The sequence below is a fragment of the Streptomyces sp. JLBG701 genome (assembly GCF_058544905.1).
On sequence record NZ_CM178588.1, the window covers coordinates 8,199,657 to 8,217,521 of the forward strand.

Here is a 17,865-nt window from a genome sequence, read left to right on the forward strand (position 1 = left end):
CCCCCCACCCATGGAAGGGACACCATGGCAACAACCCGCACGCTCGGCAGGATCACCAAGGCCCTGCTGGCACCCGCCCTCGCGCTCGGCGCCACCATCGGCCTCGCCTCCGCCCCCGCCTCGGCCGCCGTCTGGAGCTCCTGCGACCAGTGGGGCAACACCAGCCTGAACGGCTACACGCTCTACAACAACATCTGGGGCTCCGGCGCCGGCAGCCAGTGCATCTGGGCCAACTCCGGTACCAACTGGGGTGTTTGGGCCAACCACCCCAACACCGGCGGCATCAAGTCCTACCCCAACTCCAAGAAGGTGATCAACAAGACGATCACCTCGCTCGGCTCGCTATCCAGCAGCTACAACGTCACCGTCCCGTCGTCCGGCGCGTACAACACGTCGTACGACATCTGGGACACCGACTACGACTACGAGATCATGCTCTGGGTCAACTACAACGGAGCCGTCGGCCCCCTGGGCACCTCGCAGGGCAACCTCACCCTCGGCGGCCACACCTGGACCGTGTACAAGGGCAACAACGGAGCGAACGAGGTCTTCTCGTTCCTGCGCACCTCCGACTCGTCCTCCGGCACGGTCAACGTCCTGCCGATCCTCAAGTGGATCAAGGACACCAAGGGCTGGTTCGGCAACGAGACCATCGGTGACGTGCAGTTCGGCTTCGAGATCACCTCGTCGTCCGGCGGGCTCGACTTCGCCGCCAACAACCTGACGGTCAGCAGCAGCTGATCCACCATCAGGGCCGGGGTCGTACCGTCAGGCGCGGTCGACCTCGGCCCGCAGTACGTTGTAGTCGGCGAAGGCAGCGTCGACGTCGGCCCGGGTCAGGCCATAGCGGGCCAGGTCGTAGGTGTGCCGGCGGGATCCCCTGGGGCGGGCGACGACCCCGGGGAGGCGGGCCGCGTCGGCGTCGGTCCAGCGGGCGCCGATGGCGTCGTAGAGCTTCGGGGCGCCCGCCTCCGGGTCGGATCCGAGCCAGGAGTACGGGACGTCGACCAGGGACTCGCGGGGGATCGCGGAACGGGCCGCCAGGCCGCGCCTCACGGAGCGGCTCAGGAGCTCCAGCCAGGTGGCGCCGAGGCCGTGCAGGTCCAGGGGGCGCAGGGTGATGGCCATGCCGTGCTCGATCAGGCTGCAGAACGAGGCCACGACAGCGGCCGGGTCACGGTGGGTCCACACGAGCGTGGCGTCCGGGAAGGCCGCGAGCAGCGCGTCCAGATTGTCGGTGTGCAGCGGGGACTTCAGCACCCAGCGGCGGCGGACGCGGCCGTACTGGAGTACCTGGTAGATCTGCTTGAGGTACGCGTAGTCGGGGGTGAAGTCCCGCTCGTAGAGGCGGACTTGGTACTCGGGAATGCGGGCCTGGGACAGCGGCATGATGGTGTGCGGGAGGGCGAAGGTGCACTCCTCGGGGCCCTCGGGCACCATCGGGTGGATGTCGCGGTAGCCCGGATCGAAAAGGTTGATTCCGCCGACCATGACGCGCGCGGTCCTGAGCGCCTTCCGTCGCTGCCAGGGCGTTCCGTCCAGGTCGGGGGTCAGTAGTTCCCACAACCTCGGACATCGGTGCTGGTGCGAGAGGGACAGCACGCCGTGGGTGAGTGTGGTCGCGGTGCGCGGCAGACCCACCACGAACACTGGCTTCTCGATGGGCTCTTGGGCGATCTCGGGGTGCTCGGCGATCAGTCGGCGGATCCGGGCCCGGTTGGTGAGATGCCTGCGGACGTGGGTCTGCGCGGACGCCCAGCCGACCGGCGTGAGGGTCTCGTCCCTGGCCCAGTGGCGCAACAGGAACCTGAACTCGTCGACGAACTGCTTGTCCCCGTCCGCCTGTTCGGCATCGGCGAGCAGCCGGTCGAAGTTCCGGTCGGGGGTGCGGCGGGAGCCGAACCACGGGCTGAGCAGCAGATTGGCCACATCGAGGGCGAGCGGGGACGAGGACATGTGGGGGAACATCCTTCGCGTGGGGGGCAGTGGACGGGGCGAACCTACCCACGCCAACTGCCCCTCTCCACAGGGAAGTTCACCGGAAATCGTTCCGTTAACGGAAGTTCACAGCGCGCCCTGCTCCGCCACCGGCAGCCGCGCCCCGTCCCGCAGGAACAGCGGGATGCGGTCCAGCGGGGCGTCGACCGTGACGGCCGTACCGCCCTCGTACGTCTCGCCCGTCCACGCGTCCGTCCACCACGCGCCCGCCGGGAGATACGCCGTCCGGGCCGTGGCGCCCGCCGTCAGTACCGGGGCGACCAGGAGGTCCGGGCCGAAGAGGTAGGAGTCGTCGACCGACCACGCTGCCTGGTCCTCGGGGAACTCCAGGAACAGCGGGCGCATCACCGGCTGGCCTTCCTCGTGGGCCTCCCGCATCACCCGCAGCACGTACGGCTTCAGACGGTCGCGCAGCCGCAGGTACTTCTCCAGGATCGCGCCGGCCTCCTCGCCGTAGGACCAGACCTCGTTGGGGCCGCCCGTCATGTCGGGGCCCAGCGGCATGCCCGGGTCGCGGAAGCCGTGCAGGCGCATCAGCGGGGACAGGGCTCCGAACTGGAACCAGCGGACCATGACCTCCTGGTACGCCGGGTCGCTCGGGTCGCCGCCGTGGAAGCCGCCGATGTCGGTGTTCCACCAAGGGATGCCCGAGAGCGACGTGTTGAGGCCGGCCGCGATCTGGCGGCGCAGGGTCGGGAAGTCGGTGCCGATGTCGCCGGACCACAGGGCGGCGCCGTAGCGCTGACTGCCCGCCCACGCCGAGCGGTTGAGGGTGATGACCTCGGACTCGCCCTCCGCGAGCAGGCCTTCGTGGAAGGTGCGGGCGTTGTCGGCCGGGTAGATGTTGCCGACCTCCAGGCCGGGGCCCGCCCAGTAGCGCAGGTTCTCCTGGAAGCCCGGCTTCAGCTCGGGCTCGCAGGCGTCCAGCCAGAAGGCCGTGATGCCGTACGGGGCAAGGTAGTTGTCGCGGACCTTCGACCAGAGGAACTCGCGGGCCTCGGGGTTCGTGGCGTCGTAGAAGGCGACCTGGACGGTGGAGGCGACCCCCTTGTCCGGCCAGTCTGCGTGGGCCATCGGGCCGTACTGGGTGCCGATGAAGTAGCCGCGCTGTTCCATCAGCGAGTGGTTCTCGCTGAGCGGGGACACCGACGGCCAGACGCTGACCACCAACTTGATGCCCAGCTCGTCGAGTTCACGGACCATCGCCGCCGGGTCGGGCCACTCGGACAGGTCGAACTTCCACTCGCCCAGGTGTGTCCAGTGGAAGAAGTCGCAGACGATCGCGGTGATGGGCAGTCCGCGCCGCTTGTACTCCCTTGCCACGGCGAGGAGTTCGTCCTGGGTGCGATAGCGCAGCTTGCACTGCCAGAAGCCCGCCGCCCACTCCGGCATCATCGGCGAACGGCCGGTCACCGCGCTGTAGTTGCGCTGGGCCCGCGCCGGAGCGCCCGCGGTGATCCAGTAGTCGATCTGGCGGGCCGAGTCCGCCACCCAGCGCGTGCCGTTGCCGGCCAGCTCCACGCGGCCGATCGCCGGGTTGTTCCACAGGAGGGTGTAGCCGCGGCTGGAGGTCAGCACCGGGATGCCGACCTCGGCGTTGCGCTGGATCAGATCGAGGACGAGGCCCTTCTGGTCGAGCCGCCCGTGCTGGTGCTGGCCCAGGCCGTACAGCTTCTCGCCCTCGTAGGCGGCGAACCGCTGCTCAAGGCGGTGGTGGCCATTGCCGACGGCCGTGTAGAGGCGCGAGCCCGGCCACCAGAAGTGGGCGCGCTCCTCGGCCAGCAGCTCGGCAGAGTCCTCGGTGCGCAGATAGCGGATCAGGCCCTCGGCGTCGACCTCGACGGTCAGCGCGCCGACCGTGAGCGTGCCCTGCCCGTCCTCGATCTTGACCGAGGCCTCGGTGGCCGGAGCCTCGTCCAGGAGGGCGCCCGGAAGCGCTTCGAGGATCGGGCCGCCGAGCCTGGCCCGCACCCGGACCGCGTCCGGGCCCCACGGCTCGATCCGTACGGTCTCCTGGCGGCCGCTCCACTCCAGCGCCCCGTCCCGCTCCCGGAACGTACCGACGGTGGGGGACGACTGGGCCAAGCTGACCTGAGGCTGGTTTTCGGCAGGCTGATTCACGTGGTGTGCTCCTGGGGGAGTGGAGACATGAGGAGACAGGAAGGCGGTGCGGGCACAGGGGTGCCCCGGAAGGGCGACGCGCGTGGAGCTCTCGGATCAGATGGATGCGGCCGGAGCCGGATCAGATGGCGGCGGCGGGGGCCGGACCCGTACTGGCCCGGACCGTCAACTCGGGTGCGATCAGCACGACTTCGTCCTTGCCTCGCCCGTCGAGCTTCGCGACCAGGTGCTCCACGGCGTGCCGGCCCATCTCCTGGGCGGGGATGGCGACGGAGGTGAGCCGCACCGAGGCCTGGGTGGCGACCTGGTCGGGGCAGATCGCGACCACCGACACGTCCTCGGGCACGGCACGGCCCTGCTGGCGCAGCAGGGCGAGCAGCGGCTCGACCGCGGACTCGTTCTGCACGACGAAGCCCGTGGTACTCGGGCGCTCGTCGAAGACCCGGGCGAGAGTGAGGGCCATCGCGTCGTAGCCGCCCTCGCACGGCCGGTGCAGCACCCGCAGCCCCAGCTCCCGGGCGCGCGAGCGCAATCCGTCGAGGGTGCGCTCGGCGAAACCGGTGTGCCGTTCGTAGACCGCGGGCGCCTCGCCGATGACAGCGATGTCGCGGTGCCCCATCATCGCCAGGTGCTCCACACACAGCGCGCCCGTCGCCCCGAAGTCGAGATCGACGCAGGTCAGCCCGTTGGTGTCGGCGGGGAGGCCGATCAGGACGGACGGCTGGTCCGTGCCGCGCAACAGCGGCAGCCGCTCGTCGTCCAGCTCCACGTCCATCAGGATCATCGCGTCGGCGAGCCCGCTGCCGGTGACGCGGCGTACGGCGTCGGGCCCCTCCTCGCCGGTGAGCAGCAGGACGTCGTAGCCGTGAATGCGCGCGGTGGTCGCCACGGCGATGGCGATCTCCATCATCACCGGCACGTACATGTCGGTGCGCAGCGGGACCATCAGCGCGATGATGTTCGACTTGCTGCTGGCCAGGGCGCGGGCGCCCGCGTTCGGGTGGTACCCCAGCTCCTGGATGCTCCGCTCGACCCGCTTGCGGGTGGTCACGGAGATGGACCGCTTGCCGCTGAGGACATAGCTCACCGTGCTCGCCGAGACTCCGGCGTGCTGGGCGACCTCGGCGAGGGTGACCATCCAGCTCTCCAAGCTTTGTGAAGCGCTTCGACAGTGCGCGTTGCGAATACGGGCGGGTGAGGGTGGTTCGACAGTAGCTCCAGCGGGGGTGGGTGTCCATAGGTTGTCGAAGCGCTTCGACAAGGTTTCTCGGGCGCCACGGCAACCTTGTCGCCCGCGGCGGCCACTGAAGGGACGTACACCGAACCGTCCCCCGGAAGGACCCCCGATGCAACACCGCAGACCCCGCCTGTCCAAGAAGGCGAAGGCCCTCGTCGCCGCCTCGGTCGCGCTCGCGGCCGCCGCCGGTGTGACCATCGCCCAGGCGGGCGAGTCGAGCAAGAAGTGCACGGCCTACGACACCATCACGCTCGGCAAGTACTACGTGAACAACAACCTCTGGAACGAGGGGAAGTACACCGGCACCCAGTGCGTCTGGGACAACTCCCAGTCCGGGTCCACCATTTCCTGGGGCACGAGCTACAGCCTGGCCAACAGCGCCACCGGCAAGGACTACGACGTGAAGTCGTATGCCAGCACGGTGCTTGGCTGGCACTGGGGCTGGAAGGTCGACAAGGCGTCCACCGGGCTGCCGATCCGGGTCGGCGACCGCAAGAAGGTCACGGCCAGCTGGGAGTTCTCGCTCAACTCCACGCCCGGCACCATGAACGTCGCCTACGACCTGTGGCTGCACACCAAGAACACGGCCGACTGGCAGGACCAGCCCACCGACGAGATCATGATCTGGCTCAACCGCCAGGGCGGAGCGGGCCCGCTCGGCACCAAGTACGGCAGTGTCAGCCTCGGCGGGGCCATGTGGGACATCTACCAGGGCGACATCGGCTGGAAGGTGTACTCCTTCGTCCGCCGCGCCAACACCACCAAGGCCACCCTCAACCTGGACGACTTCACCCAGGCGCTCGTCCGGCGGAATCTGCTGAGCAACGACAAGTACGTCTCCGGCATCGAGTCGGGCACCGAGGTCTTCAAGGGCACGGGACGGCTTGACACCAAGTCGTACTCCGTCAACATCGGCTAGCCTGCCGAACTCCCGTTCACCCCGTGTCATCATTGCGTTCACTGAAACGGGGACACGAGGGGGGCTCGTGGGGACTCTTACGGCGTTGCGCGGCGCGCAGAAGTCGGCGAAGGGGGTGTCGCTCTACTCGCGGTACGTGAACCGGCCGGCCGGGCGGATCCTGGCGGCGGGCGCGTTTCGGGTAGGGCTGACGCCCAATCAAGTCACGTTGGTGAGCGCCGCGTTCACCTTCGCCGGCATCGCGGCCGTGGCACTCGTGCGGCCGTCCTGGCCGCTGGCGCTCGCGGTTTACGCCGCGTTGGTGGTCGGCTTCGCCTTCGACTCGGCGGACGGGCAGCTCGCGCGGCTCACCGGGAAGGGCGGGCCCGCGGGCGAGTGGCTGGACCACGTCGTGGACTGCGCGAAGATGGTCGCGCTGCATGCGGCGGTGTTGATCGCCTTCTACCGGTTCTTCGAACTCCCCGGTGACGGCTGGCTGTTGCTGCCGCTGGGCTTCCAGCTCGCCGCGGTGGTCACATTCTGCGGCGGCCTGTTGACCGAGCAGCTCAAGAGGGGCAAGGCGGTCGGCTCCACCCCGGCGGCTCAGCCCTCCCGGCTCCGGGCCATCGCCCTGCTGCCGGTGGACTACGGGGTGTTCTGCCTGGTGTTCCTCACCCTGGGAGCGCCACAGGTGTTCCGGGCGGCCTACGCCGTCCTCGCCGTCGTCCACACCGTGTTCCTCGTGGCGTTCCTCGCGAAGTGGTTCAGGGAGCTGTCCGGGCTTCCCCGGAACCCGGCGTGACCAGCGCGTCCAGCGCCCTGCCCAGCAGGGTGCTGGACGTGTGGACGGTGTACGGGAAGTAGACGACCTCGACGCCGACGGTCGCGAAGTCCCGCTCCAGGCGCCGGCCCTTCTCGGTACCCCGCCAGTCGTCGCCCTTGAAGATGACGTCGAAGCGGACCTGCTGCCAGGTCTCCAGCTTGTCCGGGACGGTCTCGACGAACGCGGCGTCCACATGCCGGACACTGCGGACGATCTCCAGCCGCTCCGGCAGCGGGACCACCGGGCTGCGTCCCTTGGCGAGTTCGGCCATCTCGTCCGAGACGACTCCGGCCACCAGGTAGTCGCACTGGCTGCGGGCGTGTCTCAGGATGTTCAAGTGGCCTATGTGGAACAGGTCGTAGACGCCGGGCGCATAGCCGACACGATGGACCATGTTTTCTCCCCCCACGGTCGATGGTTCAACGACCTTACTGTGAAGTCCACCTGGAGATCGGGTGAACAGTTAAGGTGGTCAAGGAACGCTTCTGGGGGGAAGGGGACCGGCGTTGACCGGATTCGAGCCCACACATGTCCGTATAGAGCAGCCGCAGCGGATACACGACACACTCGCCGGCCGCACGCTGCTGCTGGTGTCCACGAACTACGCGCCCGAGCACACGGGCATCGGCCCGTACGCCACCCAGCTCGCCGAGCACTGGGCCGCGCGCGGCGCCGACATCCACGTTCTCGCGGGCATGCCGCACTACCCGTCCTGGCGCCTGGACCCGGCCTATGCGGGCAGGTGGCGGGCGCGGGAGGAGCGCGGCGGGGTCACCGTGCACCGGCGAAGACACACCGTGCCGGCCCGCCAAACCGCCCTGCGCCGCGCCCTGTTCGAGGCTTCGCTGCTCGCCCACCAGCTCGCCGCCCCGCCCCGGATGCCCCGCCCGCACGCGGTCGTCGCCCAGATGCCGAGCCTGGCGGGTGCGGTCGCCGCGGCGCGGATCGCCCGCCGTCACCGGGTGCCGTTCATCCCCGTCGTGCAGGACCTGATGGGTGCGGCCGCCGCGCAGAGCGGCATCAGCGGCGGCGACAAGGCGGCCGCCGTGGCCGGAGCCGCCGAGCGGTACGCGCTCAGCCGGGCCACCCTCGTCGGCGTCATCCACGACACCTTCCGCCCACGCGTCGAGGCCATGGGCGTCGACCCGTCCCGCATCCGCCTCGTCCCCAACTGGTCTCACGTGGCCCGCCCTTCGCGCCCGCGTGCCGAGACCCGGGCCCGGCTCGGCTGGGCGCCCGACCGCCAAGTCGTCCTGCACTCGGGGAACATGGGCCTGAAGCAGGGCCTGGAGGTGTTGGTCGAAGCGGCCCGCCTCGACCCGGGCATGGACTTCGTCCTCATGGGCGATGGCAACCAGCGAGCCACGCTTGAGGAGTTGGCCGGAGCACTCCCCAACTTCAACTTCCTGCCGCCCGCCGACGACGCCGACTTCCCGGACGTCCTCGCCGCCGCCGACGTCCTCGCGGTCACCCAGCGGGCGTCCGTCCTGGACATGAGCATCCCGTCCAAGCTCACCTCCTACTTCGCCGCCGGGCGCCCGGTGATCGCCTCTGTCGCCGACGAGGGCGGCACCGCCGACGAGGTGCGCCGCTCGGGCGCGGGCGTGCTCGTCCCCCCGGAGGACCCGGGTGCGTTGGTGAAGGCCGTACGAGATCTCGCGGCCGATCCCGCCAAGGCCGACCGGCTCGGGGCCCGCGGGCCCGCTTACGTGGACGAGCGGCTCAGCCGTGCCGCCGGACTCGGCCGGCTGGACGACCTCCTCGCCGAGGCACTGGAGCGTGGCACCCACGCGCACAAAGGAGTGGCACGCGCATGAGCGAAGACGCACGCGGGCGGCAGGAAGAGCCCGAGCTGCTGCGCGACCAGGTCCAGCAGATCCTGCGGCACCGCGTCCTGGTCTCCGGCGGACTGGTCGCGGGACTGCTCGCCGGGGCCTGGCTCGCCTTCGGGGCGACACCGACGTACGAGTCCTCCAGCGAGGTGCTCGTGCGGGCGGCGACCATCAACCCCTATGCCACGAACGGGGTTTCGGTCGACAAGCAGATCAACATCGGCAGCGAACGGCAGACCGCCGGCGGCAACGCGGTCGCCGAACAGGCCGCGCGAAAGCTCGGCGTCAGCACCTCCGACGTAGGCGATCTGCAAGGGCACCTCCAGGTGACCAACCCGCCCGACACGCTGGTCCTGAAGTTCACCTACGTCGGCAGCACCCCGCGGGAGGCCGCCCAGGGCGCCGACGCCTTCGCGCAGGCGTACCTCGAATACCGCGAGAAGCAGACCACCGGCACCGTCAACAACATGATCGCCGGGTACAAGGAGCAGCTCAACCCGCTCGCCAAGCAGCGCGAGGACCTCCTCGACCAGATCGACCAGCTCCAGGGCGACACCGAGAAGAGCACCGCGCTCGCCGCGCAGGCCAACCTGCTCAGCCAGATCGCCGAACTCACCAACGACATCAGCGAGTTGCGGGCCCTGGACACCACCCCGGGCTACATCACCGTCACCGCCGAACCGCCCACGAAGGCCGAGGGCCTCGGCACCCCGATGCTCATCGCGCTCGGCGGAGTGGTCGGCCTGGCCCTGGGCCTGCTCGGCGCCTGGCTGCGCATGATCTTCGACCCGGCGGCCCGCTCGGCAGACTCCGTCTCCCGCGCACTGCGCGCCCCCGTCCTCGGCAGCCTGCCCCGCGTCCCGGAGGAACCGCTGCTCGCGGCGGACGGGAGCCTCGCGGAGCAGTACCGCTCAGTGGCGTTCCGATTGGCGTACGACCGCCACTTCGCAGACCGCCGCAGACTCCTGGTCGTCGAACCGAACGGCGAGGGCACCACGGCGTCGATCGTCGCCGTCAACCTCACCGCCTGCTTCGCCGAGACCGGCATGTCCGCCCTCCTCATCGAGGCCGACCTGCGCCACCCCGACCTCGCGAGCCGCCTGCCCGAAGCACCCCGGACACGCGCCAGCTGGGCCAACGGCCAGGCGACGGACGGCACTCCATGGCCCGGCGGCCGGCACATCACGGTGGACGCGGGCGAGTCCGGCACCTTCGAACTCGTCCCCGGCACCCGCGTACCGCACGTCGCCCGCATCCTCACCTCCGCGGCCACCACCCGCCTCATCGACCAGGCCGACGCCCCGAACACCACGGTCGTCGTCCTCGCCCCACCCGTCCTCTCCTACGCCGACGCCCTCGCCCTCGTCGACCGCGTCGACGGAGTCGTCGTGGTCTGCGACCCGCGCACGGTCGCCCGTACCGCCCTGGAACGCATCCGCGAACTCATCGACGGAGCCGGCGGCCAGGTCCTCGGCGCCGTCCTGCACTCCGGCGGACGCCAGCGCAAGGGCCGTCTCCGCCGCCGGGAAGCCCCCGCGCACGCGGTCCCGAAGCCGGTAGGGCCCCTCCCCACCGAAACAGAAACCACCATCACACTGTCCTCGGTCACCCGTTGAGAGCCCGCACAGCCGCCCTCTGCTCCGTCCTCGACCAGGCGGTGAGCGCGCTCACCAACATCGCCGTCCTGGTCCTGGTCGCCCGTCACAGCGAGGCCGACACCTTCGCCCTGTTCACCACGGCGTACGTCGTGTTCAGCGTGCTGCTGGGGGGATTCGGGGCGTACGTAGGCCAGGAGCTCGTACTGCACAGGGGTGAGCCGGAGACGCTGCGCCAGGCTTGCCGCTCGGCTACGGCGTTCACGGCATGCGCCTCGACCACGCTGGGGGCCCTGCTGGCGGGCGGCGCGGTACTGCTGACGGACGACGCGGCGGTCTTCGCGGCCCTGGGCCTGGTCCTGCCGATCACATTGACCCAGGACACCCTGCGCTACTGCTTCTCGGTCCTACGCCAACCCCAACTGGCCCTGCTGACCGACCTGTTGAGACTGGCGGTGGCGCTCCCCGCCCTGGCCCTACAGCCCGACGACACCTCCGCCGCCCGCACGACCCTGGTGTGGGGCCTGTCCGCACTCCCAGCCCTCCTACTGGCCTTGGCGTTGCTGCGCCCGCACGTCAGGGGCGCGAAGGCCGACCTCAAGCCCTATCTCGTACGAGGTCACCTGGGCCGGCGCTTCCTGGTCGAGTTCGGAGTAGGGAACGCCACGAGCCAACTCGCGGTCCTCGCCCTGGGTTTGTTCGCGACCCCTCTCGCGGTGGGCGCCCTGCGGGGTGCGACCACCCTCTTCGGCCCCCTCAACGTGGCCTTCAACGCGGCCACCGGCTTCGGCCCACCCCTCCTCACCCGCCACCCGGCACCCCGGCGAGCGGCTCTGTTGGCGGGCACGGCACTGGCCGCCGTAGCCGCCGGCTGGGGTGCCGTCCTGTACACGCTGCCCGGGACTTGGGGTAGGCAACTCCTGGGCGACACCTGGGAGTCGGCGTCACGCGTCCTGCCCGCGACGGGCGCCCAGTACGCGGCGATGGCCTTCGGCGTGAGCGGCCTGCTGGCCCTGCGGGTGCTGTCACCCCGGGCCACACTCCCCGTCCAGCTGGTGTTCTCCCCGGTGTCGGCGGGGCTGCTGCTGGCCGGATACGCATGGACGGGAGTCGCGGGAGCGGCCTGGGGCCTGTGCCTGGGGTCGGTGCTGAAGGGGGCGGCGGCGTGGGGGCAGGCGGCCAGAGCGACAGAGGGGTTCTTAGGGGCGCGGGGAACTGCGCGACCAGCCCCCACCGGCCCGCAGTGAACGACCGACCTGTCCATCGTCAGTGCAGCTGCCGCCACCGCTCCGGACGCAGCGTCGTAATCAGAGCCAGGCACATGATGCCGATAGCGACACGACCGGACGCCTGGAGCAACGGCCCCCTCAGCAAAATGAACGAGTACCCGGCAACCAGCGGCACCGCCAGCGTGAGAATGCTCGCCGGCCCCGGCCGAGTCACCGCGTGCGCATAACGCCGATCCACCCGAGCAGACGCCCACCCGATCAGCCCGAACCCGCCAACCATCCCCAACGGCCCGAAGTCCAGCCAGAGTTCGGCCCACAACGGCGACGACCGGTTGGTGTTGGCGGCAGCCATCCACTCGCTCACCATCACCCCCGTGTCCTTCGGCTTGTCGGTCCACACCGAGCGCGGCACGAAGAACAGCACGGACCCGGTCAGCTGACGCCCGTACGTGTGCCCATTGCCCGCATCCGCATACGTCAGGGTGTTGGCGAACATCGCCATCTGGTCGTAATCCTTGAGCACCAGCGGATCGAGAATCGAAGTCGTCTCGGTGGCCCGGGTGTTGGCCTCGTCGTAGCGGAACTTGTCGGCGAACGGAAAGATCAGCACGGCCGCCAGGACCCCCAGCGACAGCGCCGCCCGGTACATCGCCGGGCTCTGCGGGAACACCGTGAACAACAGGGCGAGCAGGACGGTCAGAAACCAGTAACGCGGGTTGGAGATCGGGTTGTTGACGATCGCGTTGAGCCCCACGAGCGCGACCAGCGTGATCCACGGCAGCGGACGCCGCCGCGCCCGGGGCGAGGTGATCAGCCAGCGGGTCACCACCATCAGCGCGAGCAGCGCGGGAACCGTGCCGAAGCCGCGCAGGATCGCCGTACTCGCCTGCGAACCGGCGCTGGAGAGACCGCTGTCGGCGATCGACTCGTTGATCTCCATCCGGCTGGCGAAGAACACCGAGAGCCCGCCGAGCTTCACCACGAAGAGCCCGCTGCCGACGAACGCCACGGCCACCAGCACCGCGAGCCGCCGTCGGGCGACGATCGCCGGCCGGAACACCGTACGGGCGGTTGTCCGCGCCCCAGGCCGCACCAGCAGCGCCCCCACGTCGAAGGCCACGCACGCCACGATCACCAGCGCCACCGCCAGCGCCAGATCGGACCGCGAACCAGCCACCGGCACCGGCGTCTTGCCCACCACGGCCTGCGCGAGCGCCGCGATCCCCATCGCCATGTAGACGAACAGCCAGAACGTGCCCTGAAGCAGCTTGCGATGCCGCCCCAGGATCATCGCGGACAGCCGCGCCCCCGCGTACACCGTGAGGACCAGCTGAAGGACGTAGGCCTGGTCACGCAGCCCGGCCCCCGGTTGCAGCGCCACGAACGCGGGCAGCAACACCGTCAACCCCAGGACCAGCGGCAGCGCGAGCACGCGCCGCAGGGCGCCGGGCGCCAGCCGTCCAACCGACGTTCCGACAGCCGGTGTTGCCACGGCCATAAGCCCCCCTCTACTTATCGTTCACAGAGTCTACGGATTTGTGTGCGAAGTGGGCGTTGAATCCCTAGGGTGGATCACAACGGGGCTCTGAGGGGGGCGACTCATGCGCGATCTACGGACGTTCACCCTGTCCGGATACGACAAGGGACGCGGGATCGCGGTGCAGGCACTCTGGTTCTGCGTGATGAACACGCTGTTCATGGCGTGGTTCTGCCCGGCCCGCATACGCGTCGCGCTGCTGCGGGCCTTCGGCGCGAAGATCGGTGAAGGTGTGCTGATCAGGCACCGGGTGCGGATCCTGTGGCCCTGGAAGCTGACCGTCGGCGACCACACCTGGATCGGCGAGGGCGCCTGGCTGCTCAACCTGGAGCCGGTCACCATCGGCGCCCACGTGTGCGTCTCCCAGGAGGCGCTGCTGTGCACCGGCAGCCATGACCACCGTACGACCGACTTCCGGTACCGCAACGCGCCCATCCGGGTAGAGGACGGCGCGTGGATCGCCGCGCGGGCGACCGTGCTCGCCGGGGTCACCGTCGGCCGCCACGCGGTGGTCGGCGCCGGTGCCGTCCTCGGCCGGGACCTGCCGGAACTCACGCTGCACACGGCGGCGGGGACCCGTGAGCTGAAGGAGCCCACACCGTGAGAGTCCTGCACGCGGTCACCCTGCACACGCCGACCCAGGCGTTCGGCGGCCCGGTCCGCGTCGCCGTCAACCTCACCGGCGGACTGGCCGCGCGGGGCGTCGAGACGCGGATCGTCGCGCTCGGCTCCGGCTTCGACGGGCCGCTCCCGACCGACGTCGACGGCAGCCCCGCCCGCCTCTACCCGGCCCGCCGCGTCCTGCCCGGCGCCGGCTTCAGCGGCATCACCTCGCCGTCTCTGCTGGCCGGCGCCCGCCGCCTGGTCCGCGACGCCGACGTCGTCCACGTCCACCTCGCCCGCGACCTGGTGACCCTGCCGATCGCACTGGCGGCGCTCGCGGCGAGGCGCCCGCTGGTCCTCCAGACGCACGGCATGGTCGACCCCAGCGACAAGGCGCTCGCCAAGCTCCTCGACGCCGTCGCCGTACGCCGGGTGCTGCGCAGTGCGGACGCCGTCCTGCACCTCACGTCGTACGAACGCAAGGGCCTGAACGCGGTGTTGGGCGGAACCGACCCCGGAAACGGCGTCCGGCTCGTCAACGGCGTACCCGCACAGAACCGCCGCCCGCACCCTGCCGGACCACCACGCATCCTGTACCTGGCCCGGATGCAGGCCCGCAAACGCCCCTCGGACTTCGTCGCCGCCGCCCCCGAGGTGCTGCGCCACCACCCCGAGGCCCGCTTCGTGCTGGCCGGGGCCGACGAGGGCGAGCTCGGTGCGGCGCTGAAGCTCGCCGAGTCCCTGGGCGTGGCCGACTCCGTCGACTACCTGGGCAGCCTGGCGCCCGGCGCGGTCCTCGGTGAACTGCGCCGGGCCCATGTGCATGTCCTGCCCTCGGTGGACGAACCGTTCCCGATGTCCGTGCTTGAGGCCCTCTCCGTGGGCGTCCCGTCGGTGGTCACGCCTACCAACGGGCTCGCCGACGACCTGACCCGCTCGGGCGGGGGCCGGGTGGCCCGCACCCCCGAGCGCATCGCGGGAGAGATCCTCGCCCTGCTGGATCCGGACGCCGCCGAGACCGCCTCCGAGGCGGCCTGGCAGCTCTCCCGTACGTCCTTCTCGCTGGAGGCGGTCACCGACCGCCTCCAGTCGCTCTACGAGTCGCTGGTGCGGGCCCAGGCGTAACACCCGCTGGACGAGAAGGACTTGGTTCCCTTCTTGACGGTGATCGTGTGCTCGGTGCCCGACGTGCCGTCGAGGGACCACGAGCAGTCCTTCGTCGGGGTCAGGGCACGGTAGGTGCCGGCCGCGGGCTGCGCGTGGTCGCCGTCGGCGTAGCCGCCCTCGGCGTCGTCGATGACCGACCGGAGGTCCGGGCACAGCCCCTCCACCGCGGCCTTCGCCCCGCTGATCTCGCCCGCGATGACCGCCCCCACGGCCGCGTCCCGGTCGACCTTCGCCGTGTACGCGATCTTGTCGCAGGTCTCCTGGCCGGCCTGGAGGATCGCCGCCGGATCGGTCCCCTCGGGCACCCGCCCGGACAGGTACTTCTTCTCCTTCTTGGTGAACGACCCGGTGGCCGGGGTGAGTTCGTCGTCGGGGACGGTGTTCTTCGGGCCCTGGGAGGAGGCGCTGGACGCGCTCTTCCCGGCGGCGGTGGGGGAGGGAGAACCGGACGTCGGTGCCGCCGATTCTCCCGCCGGCCGCGGACTGCTCCCGGCCGCCTCGGTGCGCTGCTCCCCGCCCCCGCCGCACGCGGCGAGCAGGGGCAGGAGCAGCAGCGCCGCCGCGACCGCGGTACGCCTCACGAGGCCGTCCCGAGCGCGTAGTGGGACGCGACCTGACTCGACGTCAGGACCCCGCCGTACACCGCGACTTCGTCGATCAGTCCGGTGTAGAAGCGGCTGGAGGGCCGGTTGGTCCAGCTGTCGAGGTTGTCGCCGCCGACCCGCCAGTACCCGCTGCCCGCCTCGTTCCCGGTGACGAACGCGTTGGACGCGCGCTGTGTTCCGTCCACGTACAGCCGGATGCCGTCACTGCCCTGGGTGGCGACGACGTGGTGCCAGGCACCGTCGTTGAAGGACTGGAGCGTGGTGATGGTCCGGATCGCGCCCGGGTAGACGCCGAAGACGAGCCGTCCGTTGTTGGTCATGTAGATGTGCTTGTCGTAGACCGTGGACGTCAGTTGCACCTTGTTGGCGAAGCCGATGAGCTTCCCGCCGTTGGTGCTCGTGGTCTTGAACCACAGTTCCAGCGAATAGGAGGTCGGGGCGCTGTGCAGCTTGTCGCTGTACGTCCACTCGCTCTGCGAACCCGTGTAGCCGACCGAGGAGCCGGATCCGGCCACCGCGTCGGTCACGGCCTGCGTCGGCGCGTTCCAGTGGACACCGCTGTCGTCCGCGCTGGAGCTGTCGGCCGCGTAGGTGCCCGAGGCCTCGCCGTACCGCCAGTACAGCGACGCCCCGTCGCCCCGGACCGCCGTGGCGTACGCGTCCGCCGCGCTGGCCACGGTCACCGACTGGGCGGTGGACTTGGACGTCGTGTTGGTGCCGTCGGAGGCGCTGATCCGGTACGAGTGGGTCTCGCCGGCCGCCACGCTCGTGTCGGTCCAGGTGAGCTGGGGCCGCGACCAGGGCAGCGAGTCGCCCGCCACCGTGTAGATCGGGGTGCTCGCCCCGTCCTTGTAGACGCGGTAGGTGAGGTGGCTGTCGTCGGTGTCGTAGCTGGAGCGCCAGTGGACGGCGATCTGCCCGGCCACGACGCTCTCCAGCTTCACCTGCGGCACGGTCGGCGCGCCGGTGTCCGGGCCGGAGGAGACCCGGGTCAGGGCCTGCTGTGCGGTGCCGCCGACGGTGGTGAACTCGCCGCCGATCCACAGGTAGTCGGTGCCGCCGGAGGGGGCGAGGGCGAACACGCGCGGGCCGATGCCCTCACCGATGCCGTCGTTGGTGTCCGGGGCCCAGCCGAGGAGTGCCGGATCGGAGGTGCCCTGCGCGAGCAGATGACGGCGCTGTCCGTCCGGGTACTCGCCCATCGAGGAGCAGTCGTGCGCGTGCGAGGCGCTGTAGACGAGCCCCTGGTAGAGCTGGAGGGCCTGGGTGGCGCCCAGGCAGGTGTCCCGCCAGCGCTGCGCGAAGGTGTCCGGCTCGAACGCCGTACGGCCGTCGAACACCCCGCCGCCGCTGCCCTCGTTGGCGGTGTAGACGCCGGTGGCGTCGGCGGTGATGTCCTTGACGACGGACGTGCTCGGGAAGAAGCCGCTCGGGTACGCCGTCGTCACGGCGCCGGTCGTGGCGTCGGTGACGGCGAGGGCGTGCGAGTTGGTGCCGTTGACGTCGAAGAAGTCCCCGCCGATCACGACGTGCTGCCCGTCCGCGGTGACCTCGACGGCCCGTCCGGGCTCGTCCGCGTTCGCGGTCCAGGACGTGAGCGCCCCGGCCGTGTCCACGGCGGCGAATCGTTCCCTCGTGGTGCCGTTGATGGTCCCGAAGTCCCCTCCGAGGTACACCGTGGAGTCCGTCACGTCCAGCGCCCGCACGGTCGCGGCCACCGCCGGATGGAAGTCGGGGCTGGGGGTGCAGGTGGCGATGTCGATCGCGGCCAGGCTGTTCACGCCGACGCCGTTGACCGCGCCGAAGTACCCGCCCGCGTACAGGGTCTGCCCGTCCGGCGAGACGGCCAGCGCGCGCACGGTCGCGGTGCCCTCGCCGACCGTGAAGGAGAGCGTGCAGCCGGTGGGCGCGCCGGTCGCCGCGTCGAAGGCCGCGAAGTTCACGGCCGCCTGCTCGGTGGCGTCCCCGGCGGCGGCTCCCGCGGGGCGGATCGCGGAGAAGGTGCCCCCGGCGAACACGACCCCGCCGGACTGGGCGAGGGCGTACACGACGCCGTTCGTCTGCCAGGTGGACAGGTCGTCCGCGGTGAGCGCCACGGGCGGGGTGAGGGCGGCCGTCTCCGTGCTGGTCAGCGGGACGCTGATCATGGGGGCGGCGAGAGTGAGGGCCAGGGCGGCTAGGCTCCGGCGGGGTCTGGGTCTGCGACTCATGGGTCTGTGG

The 17,865-nt window shown here is 70.5% G+C and carries 15 protein-coding genes; 8 read left to right on the forward strand and 7 right to left on the reverse strand.

What is annotated here, in order from left to right; genetic code table 11:
- The first annotated feature begins 24 nt into the window (after window positions 1-24).
- Window positions 25-741, forward strand: coding sequence for a glycoside hydrolase family 12 protein (locus tag AC5DRG_RS37940; RefSeq protein ID WP_491804235.1), 717 nt, complete (start codon window positions 25-27; stop codon window positions 739-741).
- A 27-nt stretch (window positions 742-768) separates the two neighbouring features.
- Here the strand turns inward: AC5DRG_RS37940 and AC5DRG_RS37945 are convergent, their stop codons facing one another.
- From AC5DRG_RS37945 to AC5DRG_RS37955, 3 genes are all read right to left on the reverse strand, one after another.
- Complete coding sequence (locus AC5DRG_RS37945; protein WP_491804237.1) at window positions 769-1,956, reverse strand: sulfotransferase family protein; 1,188 nt, start codon at window positions 1,954-1,956, stop codon at window positions 769-771.
- Between the two features lie 108 nt (window positions 1,957-2,064).
- On the reverse strand, window positions 2,065-4,119 hold the full coding sequence (locus AC5DRG_RS37950; protein ID WP_491804238.1) for a glycoside hydrolase family 31 protein: 2,055 nt from the start codon (window positions 4,117-4,119) through the stop codon (window positions 2,065-2,067).
- A 121-nt stretch (window positions 4,120-4,240) separates the two neighbouring features.
- Window positions 4,241-5,257, reverse strand: a complete 1,017-nt coding sequence (locus tag AC5DRG_RS37955; RefSeq protein ID WP_491804239.1) for a LacI family DNA-binding transcriptional regulator — start codon at window positions 5,255-5,257, stop codon at window positions 4,241-4,243.
- A gap of 208 nt (window positions 5,258-5,465) precedes the next feature.
- On the opposite strand from AC5DRG_RS37955, the gene AC5DRG_RS37960 reads away from it, so the two are divergent.
- A complete protein-coding gene (locus AC5DRG_RS37960; protein WP_491804240.1) occupies window positions 5,466-6,275 on the forward strand; it encodes a GH12 family glycosyl hydrolase domain-containing protein in 810 nt (269 codons plus the stop codon).
- A 67-nt stretch (window positions 6,276-6,342) separates the two neighbouring features.
- Window positions 6,343-7,056 carry a CDP-alcohol phosphatidyltransferase family protein gene (locus AC5DRG_RS37965; RefSeq protein ID WP_491804241.1) on the forward strand — a complete coding sequence of 238 codons (714 nt, stop codon included), beginning with the start codon at window positions 6,343-6,345 and terminating at the stop codon, window positions 7,054-7,056.
- Here AC5DRG_RS37965 and AC5DRG_RS37970 read toward each other — a convergent pair.
- The gene (locus AC5DRG_RS37970) at window positions 7,019-7,471 is read right to left on the reverse strand and encodes an FAD synthase family protein (protein WP_491804243.1); all 453 of its coding nucleotides are present in this window, start codon (window positions 7,469-7,471) and stop codon (window positions 7,019-7,021) included. The genes AC5DRG_RS37965 and AC5DRG_RS37970 overlap by 38 nt on opposite strands.
- 193 nt (window positions 7,472-7,664) lie before the next feature.
- On the opposite strand from AC5DRG_RS37970, the gene AC5DRG_RS37975 reads away from it, so the two are divergent.
- The 3 genes from AC5DRG_RS37975 to AC5DRG_RS37985 are packed head-to-tail and all read left to right on the forward strand — an operon-like array spanning window position 7,665 to window position 11,751.
- Window positions 7,665-8,894 carry a glycosyltransferase gene (locus tag AC5DRG_RS37975; RefSeq protein ID WP_491813267.1) on the forward strand — a complete coding sequence of 410 codons (1,230 nt, stop codon included), beginning with the start codon at window positions 7,665-7,667 and terminating at the stop codon, window positions 8,892-8,894.
- On the forward strand, window positions 8,891-10,525 hold the full coding sequence (locus tag AC5DRG_RS37980) for a P-loop NTPase family protein (protein WP_491804244.1): 1,635 nt from the start codon (window positions 8,891-8,893) through the stop codon (window positions 10,523-10,525). Before AC5DRG_RS37975 ends, AC5DRG_RS37980 begins: the two co-directional genes overlap by 4 nt.
- Window positions 10,522-11,751, forward strand: a complete 1,230-nt coding sequence (locus AC5DRG_RS37985; RefSeq protein WP_491804246.1) for an MATE family efflux transporter — start codon at window positions 10,522-10,524, stop codon at window positions 11,749-11,751. Before AC5DRG_RS37980 ends, AC5DRG_RS37985 begins: the two co-directional genes overlap by 4 nt.
- 19 nt (window positions 11,752-11,770) lie before the next feature.
- Here AC5DRG_RS37985 and AC5DRG_RS37990 read toward each other — a convergent pair whose 3' ends face one another.
- Window positions 11,771-13,231, reverse strand: coding sequence for a hypothetical protein (locus AC5DRG_RS37990; protein WP_491804247.1), 1,461 nt, complete (start codon window positions 13,229-13,231; stop codon window positions 11,771-11,773).
- A 103-nt stretch (window positions 13,232-13,334) separates the two neighbouring features.
- Here AC5DRG_RS37990 and AC5DRG_RS37995 point away from each other — a divergent pair, with 103 nt between their 5' ends.
- Together AC5DRG_RS37995 and AC5DRG_RS38000 are read left to right on the forward strand one after the other, a co-directional pair.
- Window positions 13,335-13,874, forward strand: coding sequence for a WcaF family extracellular polysaccharide biosynthesis acetyltransferase (locus tag AC5DRG_RS37995; protein ID WP_491804249.1), 540 nt, complete (start codon window positions 13,335-13,337; stop codon window positions 13,872-13,874).
- Entirely contained in the window at window positions 13,871-14,998 is a 1,128-nt protein-coding gene (locus AC5DRG_RS38000; RefSeq protein WP_491804250.1) for a glycosyltransferase, read from the forward strand. The genes AC5DRG_RS37995 and AC5DRG_RS38000 overlap by 4 nt, the downstream gene beginning before the upstream one ends.
- Here the strand turns inward: AC5DRG_RS38000 and AC5DRG_RS38005 are convergent.
- Window positions 14,968-15,621, reverse strand: coding sequence for a hypothetical protein (locus AC5DRG_RS38005; RefSeq protein ID WP_491804252.1), 654 nt, complete (start codon window positions 15,619-15,621; stop codon window positions 14,968-14,970). The two genes, AC5DRG_RS38000 and AC5DRG_RS38005, sit on opposite strands and share 31 nt — an antisense overlap.
- Complete coding sequence (locus tag AC5DRG_RS38010) at window positions 15,618-17,855, reverse strand: LamG domain-containing protein (RefSeq protein ID WP_491804253.1); 2,238 nt, start codon at window positions 17,853-17,855, stop codon at window positions 15,618-15,620. The genes AC5DRG_RS38005 and AC5DRG_RS38010 overlap by 4 nt, the downstream gene beginning before the upstream one ends.
- Between the last annotated feature and the right edge of the window lie 10 nt (window positions 17,856-17,865).